Annotated in this window: 8 protein-coding genes; 5 read left to right on the forward strand and 3 right to left on the reverse strand. The window is 69.2% G+C overall.

What is annotated here, in order from left to right; translation table 11 throughout:
* Positions 1-428: 428 nt before the first annotated feature.
* From tnpB to KUA19_RS40110, 3 genes are all read left to right on the forward strand, one after another.
* Positions 429-1,811 (forward strand): IS607 family element RNA-guided endonuclease TnpB, encoded by a 1,383-nt coding sequence (gene tnpB, locus KUA19_RS40100; protein WP_217404919.1) that lies wholly within the window; start codon positions 429-431, stop codon positions 1,809-1,811.
* 644 nt (positions 1,812-2,455) lie between these two features.
* Entirely contained in the window at positions 2,456-5,626 is a 3,171-nt protein-coding gene (locus KUA19_RS44345; protein ID WP_302563822.1) for an endo alpha-1,4 polygalactosaminidase, read from the forward strand.
* A gap of 52 nt (positions 5,627-5,678) precedes the next feature.
* Complete coding sequence (locus tag KUA19_RS40110; RefSeq protein ID WP_217404921.1) at positions 5,679-9,731, forward strand: nSTAND1 domain-containing NTPase; 4,053 nt, start codon at positions 5,679-5,681, stop codon at positions 9,729-9,731.
* Between the two features lie 24 nt (positions 9,732-9,755).
* Here KUA19_RS40110 and KUA19_RS40115 read toward each other — a convergent pair whose 3' ends face one another.
* Positions 9,756-10,274: a toll/interleukin-1 receptor domain-containing protein gene (locus KUA19_RS40115; RefSeq protein ID WP_217404922.1), complete on the reverse strand. Its 519-nt coding sequence runs from the start codon at positions 10,272-10,274 to the stop codon at positions 9,756-9,758.
* A gap of 30 nt (positions 10,275-10,304) precedes the next feature.
* On the opposite strand from KUA19_RS40115, the gene KUA19_RS40120 reads away from it, so the two are divergent.
* Positions 10,305-11,819 carry a hypothetical protein gene (locus tag KUA19_RS40120; protein WP_217404923.1) on the forward strand — a complete coding sequence of 505 codons (1,515 nt, stop codon included), beginning with the start codon at positions 10,305-10,307 and terminating at the stop codon, positions 11,817-11,819.
* A gap of 139 nt (positions 11,820-11,958) precedes the next feature.
* On the opposite strand, the gene KUA19_RS40125 is transcribed toward KUA19_RS40120, so the two are convergent.
* Positions 11,959-12,267, reverse strand: a complete 309-nt coding sequence (locus KUA19_RS40125) for a hypothetical protein (protein ID WP_217404924.1) — start codon at positions 12,265-12,267, stop codon at positions 11,959-11,961.
* A gap of 266 nt (positions 12,268-12,533) precedes the next feature.
* A complete protein-coding gene (locus KUA19_RS40130; protein WP_217404925.1) occupies positions 12,534-12,830 on the reverse strand; it encodes a hypothetical protein in 297 nt (98 codons plus the stop codon).
* Between the two features lie 225 nt (positions 12,831-13,055).
* On the opposite strand from KUA19_RS40130, the gene KUA19_RS40135 reads away from it, so the two are divergent.
* Positions 13,056-13,748 carry a hypothetical protein gene (locus KUA19_RS40135; RefSeq protein ID WP_217404926.1) on the forward strand — a complete coding sequence of 231 codons (693 nt, stop codon included), beginning with the start codon at positions 13,056-13,058 and terminating at the stop codon, positions 13,746-13,748.
* Positions 13,749-13,793 lie beyond the last annotated feature (45 nt).

Here is a 13,793-nt window from a genome sequence, read left to right on the forward strand (position 1 = left end):
GTTGAAAGTGCGCCGCCTCACGCGGCAGCACCCCGACCACCCGCACCGCCGACACGGCTTGCGCGACCTCGGGCAACGTTCCAGCCGCCACGACCGCAGCCTCTCCGCCCGGACTATTACCGTGAAGTCCTCACACCATGCGGACAGTTATGGGTGAGCCCGAAATTGAACCCGGGCGCCTGCGGCCCGGCCCCGGCCTGATGCGGATGGTGATCCTTCGGGCACGTACCCGGCTGCGGTCCCCAAACAGGCCGTTGCACTTGCCGCAGAAACGCCACTGGGTCTGCCGGTGCTCCTGCTCAACACGGTCGAAGGGGCATCGAACTGTTGCCGGTTAGGTGAGCTTTGGCGTGCTTGAGCGTGCGTAGGTGTCCTCGGTTTGCCGATGGTGGCCGGTGTTGTCATACCGGGTGTCTACCCTCTGCTGCATGTCCGATGTGGCCGGTGAGGTGGTGGTGCAGGCGTATCGTTTCGCCCTGGACCCGACCCCGGCGCAGGACCGCGACCTGCACCGGCATGCCGGTGCGGGCCGGTTCGCGTTCAACTGGGCCCTGGCCACAGTACGCACCAACCTCGGCCAGCGTGCCGCCGAACGCACCTACGGCCTCACCGACGCCCAGCTGACCCCGGCGCAGGGCTGGACCCTGCCCGCCCTGCGTCGCGCCTGGAATACGGCCAAGCCGCAGGTCGCGCCGTGGTGGTCGCAGTGCTCGAAGGAGGCGTATAACACCGGGCTGGATGGGCTGGCCAGGGCGTTGGGCAACTGGTCGGCGTCGCGGTCGGGTCGCCGTGCCGGGCCAAGGGTGGGGTTTGCGCGGTTTCGGTCGCGGCGGCGGGTGGTGCCGTCGGTGCGGTTCACCACCGGCACGATCCGGGTCGAGGACACCCGCCACCACGTGACCCTGCCGAGGCTGGGCCGTATCCGCACCCACGAGTCGACCCGGAAACTGGCGCGCCGCCTGCACGCGGGCACCGCCAGGATCCTGTCGGCCACGGTCCGGCTCACCAGCGGGCGCTGGCATGTGTCGTTCACCGTCGAGGTCACCCGCACGACCCGGACACCGGTGCATCCGCAGCGCACCGTCGGTGTCGACGTCGGGATCGCCAACCTTGCGGTGCTGTCGACCGGCCAGGTGGTGCCCAACCCGCGCCACCTGGCGGCCGCCTCCGAACGGCTGCGCGGCGCAGCCCGGACCCTGTCCCGACGCCAGGGTCCGGATCGGCGTACCGGGCAGCAGCCGTCGCGCCGCTGGCGGCGGGCCAAGACCTGCCTGGCCCGAGCGCACGCCCGGGTCGCGAACCTGCGCGCCGACGGCCTGCACAAACTGACCACGACCCTCGCCGCGACGTACGGCACCGTGATCGTCGAGGATCTCAACATCTCAGGGATGATGGCCAACCGGCGGCTGGCCCGGCACATCGCCGACGCCGGCTGGGCCACCCTGCACCGACAATTGCAGTACAAGACCGCCTGGAACGGCGGCCGGGAGGTCGTGGCCGACCGCTGGTTCGCCTCCTCGAAGACCTGTTCGTCCTGCGGCGCAGTGAGACTCAAGCTGCCGCTGCGGGAACGGACCTACCACTGCGAGCACTGCGGCCTGATCCTGGACCGCGACCTCAATGCCGCGATCAACTTGAAGCAGTACGTCGTCCGGAGTGGCCGGGAGACGCTAAACGGCCGTGGAGCCGACCATAAGACCATCCTTGTGGTGGCAGGTGGCCGTGAAGCGACCACCCCGCACCACCATCCCGGTGGGCAAGACGGGGACCGTCGGCCGGCAACGGCCGACTGCAACACGAGTACTCACTAAAGACCACTCAGTTGCAACGGAGCAGGAACTCCAGCCCCCACGGGTCGTGGCTGTCGCCCGCAGGGCAGGCACCGCGAGCCTGACGGAAGATGCCCCCGGCGGTCGAGCCACACAGCGTCACCTCGAAGGGAACGCCGCCCGCGCAAGATCAGAGCACCCAGAATAGGTGCTCCATACGCTACCAAAAGCGCTGCGCGCAAACGAATGTAAGCGAAAAGGATGCAAAGCCCCAGGGGTTGGGAACCGTCAGCACGGCGCAACTGGCACTTTGCAGGCGTCCATGTTCTGTCCGGTCTCGAATCAGATGCGATCGATGCGCGCGGCGAGTTGTCCGGAAAGACGTTTCACTGACCGACGCCGACCAGGTCGATGGGGAGGTCGAGCAGACAAGAGAGGCCGCGGGAAGATCGGCTTGAAACAATGTCCGAACGGTGCTACGCGACCCATTGCGATCATTTCCCGTCCGTATAGGCTGAATCCGCAGTGGTCGACGTCGATCATTTGTGCGGCCGGTGCATAGTGGAGTCGCAATGCCGCCCCACACGCCGACAAGCCCCTGTTCCGATGAGCGAGGAGTTGCCATGCGCACCGACCGTCGAACCCGGGCAAAGAGAATCCTGGGAAGAATCTGCGTAGGCGTGACCATGGCGGCCGCAGGCGTCGCTCTCAATCCCAGCCCGGCCAGCGCGGCTACGTCGGTGCTGACGCCGTCGTCGCTCACCACGAGTGCCGGGACCGTCGGTGGCGGCCAGCCGGTGACCAACCTGAACGTCCAGGACCAGTCGGGAACCCAGGACACCTGGAGCAAGTACGTGGAGTTCGGCGGCGCCTACTCCGGACAGCTGACTTACGCCGTCCCCGGCGGCGTCTCCGCGTCGGCGGTCACCGGCATCCAGGCGAAAATCAACTACCGGGGGCCGGACGCTGCGACCCAACCCTGGACCTTCAAGCTGAAGAACTGGTCCACCGGCACCTGGACCACGATCGGCTCCAACGCCTCCGCCTCCGACTGGGGGCCATGGACGTTGCTGACTTTAAGCGCCGGTGGCACCCTCGCCGACTACATCTCCTCCAGCGGCGCCATACAGCTGCAGCTGACCGCCGGCAACGACGACGATGCCGCAGACCTCGACTACGCGGCCATCGTCCTGACCTACCCCGCCGGCGCCGACACCACCGCTCCGAGCACCCCGGCGAACCTCGCGGTGACGTCGGTGACCAGCTCGTCGGTGTCATTGTCCTGGTCCGCGGCCAGCGACGACACCGCTGTCACGGCCTATGACCTCTACCAGGGCGGTGGCCCCTCCCCGGTCGCCTCGGTCACCGGCACGACCGCCACGGTCACCGGGCTGGCGGCATCGACGGCGTACACGTTCACCGTCAAGGCCAGGGATGCGGCCGGTAACGTCTCCGCCGCTTCGGCCAGTGCCACCGGTACGACGTCGGCCGCGGCCGACACCACCGCCCCCAGTGTGCCCTCCGGGCTGGTGGTGACCGGGGTGAGCGCGTCGTCGGTGTCGCTGTCGTGGACGGCGTCCACAGACAACGTCGCAGTGACCGGCTACCAGATCCACATCGACGGCGCGACCACCCCGGCAGCAACCGTCACCGGCCTCACCGCCACCCTCACCGGACTCACCCCCGCCACCACCTACACCTTCACCGTCAAAGCCAAAGACGCCGCCGGCAACACCTCCGCCGCATCCACCGGCGCCACCGGTACGACGTCGGCGGCAGCCGACACGACCGCGCCGAGTGCTCCGTCGGGCCTGGTGGTGACCGGGGTGAGCACGTCGTCGGTGTCACTGTCATGGACGGCATCCACAGACAACGTCGCAGTGACCGGCTACCAGATCCACATCGACGGCGCGACCACCCCGGCAACCACCGTCACCGGCCTCACCGCCACCCTCACCGGACTCACCCCCGCCACCACCTACACCTTCACCGTCAAAGCCAAAGACGCCGCCGGCAACACCTCCGCCGCATCCACCGGCGCGACCGGCACGACGTCGGCCGCGAGCGGCGGCACGACAACGCTGACCCCCGCCAGCCTCACCACCAGCGCGGGCCAGCTCGGCAGCGGGCAGTCCGTCACCAACCTGACCGTCCAGGACCAGTCCGGCACCCAGGACACCTGGACGAAGTACATCGAATTCATGGGCGCCTACAGCGGGTACCTCGGCTACACCGTGCCCGGCGGGGTCAGCCCGTCCTCGGTGAGCGCCATTCAGCTGAAAATCAACTACCGGGGGCCGGACGCTGCCACGCAGACCTGGACCTTCAAGCTGAAGAACTGGACCACCAACACGTGGACCACCGTCGGCTCCACCGCCGCAGCCTCCGACTGGGGCCCCTGGACGCTGTACACCTTCGCCACTTCAGGAACACCTGCTGACTACATCTCGACCACCGGCGCCGTCCAGGTGCAAGTTGTCGCCGCCAACGCCAGCGACAACGCCGACATCGACTACGCGGCGATCGTCCTGACCACCAGCTCGACGCCCGACACCACCGCCCCCAGTGTGCCCTCCGGGCTGGTCGTAACCGGGGTGAGCGCAACGTCGGTGTCACTGTCGTGGACGGCGTCCACGGACAACGTCGCAGTGACCGGCTACCAGATCCACATCGACGGCGCGACCACCCCGGCAGCAACCGTCACCACCACCACCGCCACCCTCACCGGACTCACCCCCGCCACCACCTACACCTTCACCGTCAAAGCCAAAGACGCCGCAGGCAACACCTCCGCCGCTTCAGCCCCGGTCACGGCGACGCCGGTCGACACCACCGCGCCCAGCGCCCCCACCGCTGTCACGGTCACCGGGGTGAGCACCACGTCGGTGTCGCTGTCCTGGACCGCGGCCACCGACAACGTGGCCGTCACCGCGTACGACCTCTTCGCCGACGCCGACGCCACGCCGGAGGCAACCGTCACCGGCACCTCCGCCACGCTCACCGGGTTCGCACCGGCAACCACCATCGTGTTCATCGTCAAAGCCCGAGACGCCGCAGGCAACACCTCGGCCGCATCCGCTGCGGTGTCCGCAACCACCGCCCCGACCGTGGCACTGCCCGCCCCCGTGGCCTGCCCCGGCTGCTGGCACCCGGCTGTCGCCACGACCTGGAACTGGGTGCTGGACCCCGTGCCGTCGCCGCCGTACCGAGCCGTGCAGATGTACGACATAGACGGCTTCGCCGCCCAGGCCGGCGACGTAGCTGCCCTGCATGCCGCCGGTATCAAAGCCGTCTGCTACCTCAGCGTCGGCTCCCGCGAGGACTGGCGCGACGACGCCGCCCAGTTCCCGGCGGCGATCGTCGGCTCCCCGCTGGTGGGCTGGGAGGGCGAGAACTGGCTCGACGTACGCGACGTCCGGCAGCCCGGCAGCGCGCTCGCCGCGCTGATGCGGGCCCGGCTGGACATGTGTGACGCGAAAGGCTTCGACGCCGTCGAATTCGACAACATCGACGCTTTCGTCAACGTCACCGGATTCCCGCTGACCGGCTCCGACCAGGCCTACTACAACGCCTGGCTGGCCGACGAAGCACACACCCGGGGCATGAGCACCGTCTTCAAGAACGACATCGCCCAGGCGACCCTGTTGCTGCCCTACTTCGACATGGCCCTCAACGAGGAGTGCCACGCCAACGGTGAGTGCGCCGTCTACCAGCAGTTCGTCCAGGCGGGCAAACCGGTGTTCATCGCCGAGTACACGGCCTCACCCGGCTTCTGCGTGGACAGCAACGCCGCCAACTTCAACGGTGTGCAGCTGTCGGTCAACCTCGACGACTCCCTGTTCCAACCCTGCCGGTAGCGCAGACACAGGACCGGACAGCACACCCCCCGACCCCGCCAGAAGGGCGACCATGGCGAACTTCTTCGTCAGCCACTCCTCGCAGGACCATGCCCTCGCCGCGCTGATCGAGTCGTGGCTGACGGCCGCCGGCCACGACGTCTACGTCAGCAGCATGCCGCTGGCGACAGAGCCGGGCGACTACTGGCGGGACGTGGTGCTGAGCCGCCTTCACGCCGCAGACTCGGTGATCTGCCTGGTCACCGAAGCCCACACCCAGTCGGCATGGTGTTCGGCCGAGGTCGGCATAGCCGTCGGCCACGGCATGGACATCGTGCCGCTGCTGTGCGAACTCGGCGTCCGGCACCCGATCCTCGACAACCGGCAACAGATCAGAATGGTGCCCGAACCAGGCGAGGACGCCGAGCAGGTGCGCGCCCGCGCCCGGCAGATCCTCCTCGACTGGGCTGATCATCAAGGGTTGTACGGCCGCCGCGGCTGGGACGATGCCGCGGCGCTGTCGCCTTACCCGGGCGCCCAGGCCTTCGGGCCCGATCGGCGTGCGGTCTTCCGCGGCCGCCACGCCGACATCGACGCCGTCGCCAAACGGATCATCGACGGCCAGGCGCGCAACCGGTTCGCGGTGCACGTCGTCGTGGGCCAGTCCGGCTGCGGCAAGAGCTCCCTCGTCCAGGCCGGCGTGTTCCCCCGGTTCCACCAGGATCAGAGGTGGCGGGTCCTGCGCGTCACCCTGGACGACGACCCCGAGCAGGCCCTGGCCCGCTGCCTCATCCTGGCCGGCCGGAAGACTGGCATGCCATGGGGCACCACCGAGGTCACCCGCGCCCTGGAACAGCCCAATGACGCGCGCCGGCTGGTCGACGAGCTGCTCCAGGCACCCGAATCCGGCGTCGGCGGATCGGCCACGCCCGAACACCTGCTCGTCATCATCGAGGATCTGGGCCAGCTGGCGACGCTGGCGCCGGCCAGGCTGGCTCGGATCGCCGACCTACTGCGGGGCCTTTCCTCGGCGGCGCCGATCCTGACGACGATGCGCTGGGAGGCGTTCGAGCAGCTGCACGACCGGCCCGAGGCCGCGACCCTGCCGTTGCAGCTGTACCCGCTGCGCCCGCCGGGTCGCCAGGCGATGCGGGACGTGATCGAGGAACCGGCTCGGGCGGCGGGGTTCAGACTCGACCCCTACCTCGCCAAGACCCTGGTCGAGGACGCCGGGGACGGCAACGCGCTCCCGCTGCTACAGCTCATGCTGGCGGAGCTGGCGGTCGGCGTCGTCCGTGGCAACACCATCACCACCGGCCGGTACGACAGCATGGGCGGGCTGTCCGCGATCGTCACCCGGCAGGCCGACGCTGCGCTGACCGCAGCCGCGGCCGCGACCGGAATGCCACGTGACGACATCGTCCAAGGCCTGATGCAGCTGGTCGAGGCCGATCCGGGTGGCGGTGTCGTGCCGCAGTCCCAGCGTCTGAAAAGCCTGTCCGAGCCGCTGTGGACCGCGCTGGTCGAGTTCGAGACCCGCCGGCTAATCACGGTCGACAAGGGCGACGACGAATTCCTGATCGTGCGGCTCACCCACCCCAGCCTGCTCACGGCCTGGTCACCGCTGGCCGACGCGATCCAAGCCGACGCCTCGGGACTGCGGGCCACCCGCGGCGTGAGGCGGGCCGCGCAGGAATGGCACGAGGCCGGGCGCCCCCGCGACCGGCTGTGGCGCGGCGGTCAGCTCGCCCTGGCCCGGGAGCAGACTCGGGCGAGCAGCGCCGCCGGCAGACGGCTCGACCAGTTGTCGCGGGACTTCCTGCGGTCCAGCTGGTCCTGGGACCGGCTGCGCTACCGCGGTACCGTCTCCGTCCTGATCGCGCTGACCGTGGTGGCCGCGGTCACCAGCGCGATCTCGCTCCGGCAGCTGGATGTCGCCGACAAACTGGCCCACCAGGCCCGGGAAGAGCAGCGCCTGGCCGTGTCGCAACGGCTCGTCGCCGAGGCCTCGGCGGTACGCGTCAACGATCCTCGCCTGGCTGTCCAGTTGTCGCTGGCGGCGCAGGCCGTGCAACGGGACGACGGTACCCGCGCCAGCCTGCTGCGCAACGCTCTCGACAGCCCGGTCATCGCCACCCTCGTCGCAGACTCGCCGATCCTGGCGGCGGCCTACAGCCCCGACGGAAGCCAGCTGGCCACCGCCCGGTACGACGGCATGCTCAGCCTGTGGTCGCTCGACTCCTCGGGTGTGCCTCGCCACGAGACGGACGTCCCCGGACAACCCGAGGACTCGCTCAACGCACTGTCGTTCAGTCCGGACGGCAAGTTCCTGGCCACCGGCGACGACGTCGGCAACGTCATCGTGTGGGACGTCACCGGGGCGAAGCCGGTCCAGTACGGCGCGGCCATCTCCCTCGGCAACGCCGAAGTCAAGATCACCATTCACACCGTGCGATTCGACCCGGCCGGGCGGGTGCTGGCCGTCGGTGACGACACCGGTGCCGTCACCTTGTGGGACGCCACGACACCCGGACATCCACAGCTGAGCAAACTGGCCGCGGCCGACGACACCGACCTCAACGCCCTGGCGTACCGGCCCGACGGGCGCGTGCTGGCCACCGCCGACGGAGACGGCAACGTGGTGCTGTGGGACACGACAGGTCCGCGCCTGTCGATGCTCGGCACGCCCATCGAAGCGTCGATCGCACCCGTGTACGCCCTGGCGTTCAGCCCCGACGGTCGCATGCTGGCCACGGGTGGTGAGGACAACAGGGTGAACCTGTGGAACGCCGCCGACCTGGCGTATCCCCGCATCGGGAAGGCACTGACCGCATTGAACACGCCGGTCTGGTCGGTGGCGTTCAGCCCCGACGGCCGCACCCTCGGGGTCGGCAGCGACGAAGGCGCCGTGCTGCTGTGGAACCTCACCACGCCGACCCACCCGCAGGTGTCGTCCCAGCTGGTCGCGCACGTGAACTCCGTCTTCGCGATCGGGTTCAGCGCCGACGGCCAGACGTTCGTCACCGCCAGCCAGGACGCCACCGCCGTGGTCTGGGACCTGCGACGCCTGCCCTACCCCCACCCGGCCGGCCCGCTGCCCGGCCACGTCCACGGGGTGTTCGGACTGGCCTACAGCCCCGACGGCAAGACCCTGGGCACCGTCGGCGAGGACTGGACGGTCCAGCTCTGGGACACCACGACCGTCCCCTACACCCGGCTGGGCCCGCCGCTGACCGACCACCAGGAGGCGGTGTACTCCATCGACTTCAGTCCCGACGGCAAGACCATGGCCACCGCCGACGACAACGGCATCGTGATCCTGTGGGACATGACCGTTCCCGCGCGACCGAAACGCAAGGCGACCCTGGACCGGCAGACCGGCGCCGTCTACGCGGTCGCGTTCAGCCCTAACGGCCATACCCTCGCGCTCGCCAACGCCAACCACACGGTCATGCTGATCGATATCACCAGGCCCCGATATCCCAAGATCGAGGGCAATCTGATCGGGCACTCCGACGAGGTCGTCTCCGTCGCGTTCAGCGCGGACGGAACCAAGCTGGCCACGGGGAGCGTGGACAACAAGGTCAGCGTGTGGGACCTGACCCTGCCCTCCCACGCACAGATCGGGCAGCCGATCGAGGTCCACACCAACACCGTCTGGAAGGTCGCGTTCAGCCCCGACAGTCACACCCTGGCCACCGCCAGCGTCGACCGCACGGTGCGCCTGTGGGACATGACCAACCCCAACCACAGCCAGGTCGGGCCCACCCTGACCGCCCACACCGGGCCGGTGCAGACGCTGGAGTTCAGCCCCGACGGCCAGATCCTGGCCACCGGCGGCACCGACGGGCAGGTACTCCTATGGGACCTGCGGGAATCCAACTATCCGGCACTGGGACCGCCGCTGACGCCGGCCCGGACCGTCGTATGGTCGCTGGCGTTCAGTCCTGACAACCGCACTCTCGCCGTCGGAGGCGACGGAGCCACGGCACTGATCGACCTGGGGGATTTGCGCGACGAACGCGACCACGTGGAGGACCGCTCCTGCGAGATCGCCGGACGCGGACTGTCCGAACAGCAATGGACCGACTACCACACCGGCCTGCCCTACCCACAGACCTGCTGACCGGACGGCGGCGGCCGCCGTCGGTCAGGGCTGGGCGACCACGATGCTGATGTGGTCGCCCAGCCTGGCGCAGTCCGCGCGGAAACTGGCCAGCCGCAGCGCGAGCGCCTGGCGGCGCACGAACGCCGCCATCGAGTCCGGCAGGTCGTGCTCGCCGGGCATCGCGGCGTCCACCAGGACGGGGATCACCACGACATCCCGGTCCAGGGCACTTTCGATCTCCCGGCGGACGAGGTCGGTGGGGCTGCTCAGGCGGCGCACACCGTCGGGGTCGGCGGCGTCGACCCAGCCCGGCCCGATGACGGCGAGCAGCACCCGGCAGTGCTTGAGCGCGTCGTCGAGCGCGCTGACGAAGTCCGCGCCGGGCGCGATCGTGTCGAGGTCGATGAACACCGCATCGGCGGTGAACCTGTCAGCCAGGTAGTCGTAGAGCCGGTGCGCGGCATGCGCGACGTCGGAGCGCCGATAACTGATGAAGATCTTCGAGTACGTGGGCGTCGCAGCGGCTGCCGGCGCCTCGACGGGCTTCGGTTCCCCGTTCACCGCTGGTGGGTGGGGCGGCGGATCCGGCCGGTGGACCTGCGTGACCTGCCTGTTCTCAGCGAGCGGCGCCGGCGCCACGCGGTCTGCGGCGGCCGAGAGCACAGCGACCTCAGGATCAGGTTGGCGACGGTTCGCGAGGCGGCGACGCCACACGACCGCGAGCGGCACGGCGGCAAGGGCCATGACCAGCAGATGCCAGGGCGTCAGCCCGTCGAACAGGGCCTCGGTGAACGTCGGTTCCGATGCGAATCCAATGTGCCCACGTTATCGCGTACCAGTGATCAAACGGCGCCAGGACCAACCTCATCAGCCGACCTGACGACACTGTCCATCAAACGACATCGCTCCGTGCGGCCGATGCCGCTGGGATCCCTGACGATGGATGCTGCCGGGAGGTCGTTCCTGGGATGGGTGGCAATGACGGTAAGGATTGTCGAGCGCGTGCCGGCGCATGGCGCCGGGCGTACGGTGGTGCGTTTCGTCGCCGTCACGCTCGGAGTGTTGCTGGTGTCGGCCGGACTCGTGATGGCCGTCGTACCGCTGCTGGCGGTCGTGGTCTTCGCCGACAGCCTGCGCACTGGCTCGCAGATGAGCATGTCCGGGCAGGGCTGGCAGCAGCTGCTGATCTTCACCGCGCTCGCGGGGGCTGCCGTCTGGCTGGGCCTGCGGCTCATCCGCGGGCGGCGCAGAATCGGCCTCTACCTGCGCAAGTTCGGGTTCGCGCCGACGACGAACACAGTGAGTTTCGCGCTTCGCCGGGCCGCTGGGCGCACCTGGCGCCTGGTGACCCTCGACGACTCGATGGTCGTCCCGGTCGGCGTGGGCACGGCCAAGCGAGGGCTGTCGACGCTGGCGGTCCTCGTCGGAGTGGGGCTGGCCGGCTGGGTCGTCTGGTACTTCATCAGCGGCGACGCCGCCGCCCAGGAGCAACGCAACCTCGACAATGCGCTGGCACAGGCCGACTCCGCGGGCGACCGCCTGGCCCAGACCGTCGGGATCGCGTTCATCAACGCCCTGGGCACGCTCATGCTGATCATCTTCGGCTGCCTGTTCGCCCTGATCATGATCGCTGGATTCGCCGCGCGGCGCGCCGCGAGCCGGGCCGAGGGCATCGCCCGACAGTCCGTGCACCGCGAACACGAGATCGGCGCGGCGGCCGGTCGGCTCGCCGCCGCGGCCCGCCGCACCTTCGCGCCACGGCTCATGGTCGTCAGCGTGCCGACCTCGTTCTGGCAGCGAGCGATCCACGGCCTGGCACAGGTCTGCGATGTCGTCGTCATCGACGTCTCCGAACCCACCGACGCGCTGCTCTGGGAGGTCCAGCACATCAAACCGATGTTCGCCGGCCGCTGGGTGCTCGTCGGCGCACGCGAACGCGTCGCCGCGCTCGCACACCCGCAGACGGCGCTGACCGGCAGCCCGCAGGGACTGCTGGCCAGGCTGCTCGACGGCGAGGAGATCCTCGCCTACGGCCACACGGTGCTCGACCGGCAGGTGTTCGCCGAGTCGCTGCGGCACCGACTCAGCGCCGTGGGCCGGCGTTGAGCTCCGCAATCCCAGGTGCGGGCACCGCTACGGCGGCGCCTGCGGTTCACCCGGACGCTGGGATGCTCGTCGAGAAGGACGCGCACGTCGGCGAGCAGCTGTTCACGCCGGTCGGGTGCGAAGACCTCGTCCAGGCCGTCTACGAGCAGGAGGGCGCGACGTCGTCGGCGTTCTGCCGATAGACCACCAGCTGGTTCCACGCGAGGTAGACGTCGTCGGCGAAGTATCGCGTCGGCAGGGTGCCGCCAGTCCTCACATACTCTGCCAAAGCCTGCTTGGCCGCGGCCACCTGCTGCACGGCGTTCTCGTGAAGCTCGGGAAAGTCGGCGTCCGTGCCGCCGATCCGTCCCAGATCCCGGTCCGTGGTGACGGCGTCGTAGAGCGCCAGAAGCGCAAGACTCTCCTGCTGCGCGGTTGTCTTGAGATCGCGACACTTGAGCGTCAGCAACGTTGGGGATGTGGGACCGGTCGTCGCAGCCCAGAGCACACGACAACCCGCCCCTCGGCCACAAAGTGAGCGGTTGTCATAAATCCGGCTCGGGGCACCCCACCCCGTGACAACCACCGCCGCGTGTCGCATCCGCACAGTGCAGAACGGACGCACGTACGCGATGTCGGCGGGCAAGGTGGCAGCCTCGCCCGCCGATCAGGCCACCCGCCTGCGAGCCGCATCGATCCGCGCCTGGACGGTCGAAGCAGCCGCAGACACCAGGATCAGCAGTTGGTGTGATTGTGGAGCACCCAGCCCGTGCGATCGGGGTGTTCCGCGCCGTGGCCACGGATCCAATTGCGGCCGTACACGTCGTTGTAGCCCCAGCCATCGGCACGGAACCCACGACCCGGGCTCAGCGTGAAGAGGTAGCTGGTCCCGCCGTACCCGTCGATCGAGGCGTAGAACGGGGCGTTCTCCACCGTCATGCAGAGGACGTCGGCGTGTGCGGGAGTGGCGAGTGCGGTTCCGGCCGCGGCGGCCACGAGCATGGCCGCGGCGGTTGCCAGCGTACGTTTCACGGTTGCCTCCAGAGTTGGTCGGCATGATCATAAATGGCCGAGCCGGGTCACTCCATAGGCGATCGACATCTGCCGTAAGAGCCCCCGCGGCGGCAGCTCGACGGCGGGGTGATCTCTAAGGAGACTCCAAAGTCGGCCGAAAGCGTGCCTGAGGCCGGGTTGGTTGTGTGGTCACCACGGCGCCGGTATCCGTCCGGCGCGCCCAGGACGAAGGGCATCACGACGATGAGACGCACACGAATGGCCGTGGCCACGGCGACGCTGGCCGCACTGGCCGTGACCGGTACGGCGGCTGCGGCGGCCGACACCGGCCCCGCTGCCACGAAGTCGGGTTCGGCGGTGATCAAGACAGACGACAAGGCCAAGGCGGGCGACAAAGCGGAGGACCGGTCCAAGGACAAGGACAGGTCGGGCAAGAGCCCGGACTTCGCCGCGGTCGCCGCGAAGCTCGGCGTGACGCTCGACCGCCTCGACGCCGCACTGATCGCCGCGAAGACCGCACTGGCCGACTCGCCCGACGCCACCCCCGAGGCGTTCATCGCGGCGGTCGCGACCGCTCTCGGCTTGCCGACCGCCCAGGTCTCGGACGCGCTCGGGCCGTTGCTCGTCGAGACGGCACATGGCGGTGACAAGAACGGCAAGAAGGACGACAAGCACCACCAGGGCAAGGACGGCGACGACCCGCAGCAGTCCCCGTTGACCACCGACGCCGCCGCGGCGTCCTTCGCCGCGATCCTCGGCGTCGACCAGGCCGAGGCCAAAGCCGCGCTCGCCGCCATCGTGACCCTGGGGGCGACCGGACACGGCATCGACCCGGACTCCGCGGGCTTCGGCCGCATCGCAGCCTCACTCGGTGTCACCACCGACCAGCTCCGCGCCGGGCTGTCGGCCCTCAAGCAGTCGCTCGACCAGCACTGACACCCTCGAATCTCACAGCACACCTTCAGCATCGAAGGTGAGGAT

This window comes from Catellatospora tritici, assembly GCF_019083965.1.
GTDB lineage: Bacteria > Actinomycetota > Actinomycetes > Mycobacteriales > Micromonosporaceae > Catellatospora > Catellatospora tritici.

Coding starts and splice junctions, on each gene's coding strand:
- KUA19_RS40135 (WP_217404926.1), top strand. CDS start 13,056: ATGAGACGCACACGAATGGCCGTGGCCACGGCGACGCTGGCCGCACTG.
- KUA19_RS40110 (WP_217404921.1), top strand. CDS start 5,679: ATGGCGAACTTCTTCGTCAGCCACTCCTCGCAGGACCATGCCCTCGCC.
- tnpB (WP_217404919.1), top strand. CDS start 429: ATGTCCGATGTGGCCGGTGAGGTGGTGGTGCAGGCGTATCGTTTCGCC.
- KUA19_RS44345 (WP_302563822.1), top strand. CDS start 2,456: ATGGCGGCCGCAGGCGTCGCTCTCAATCCCAGCCCGGCCAGCGCGGCT.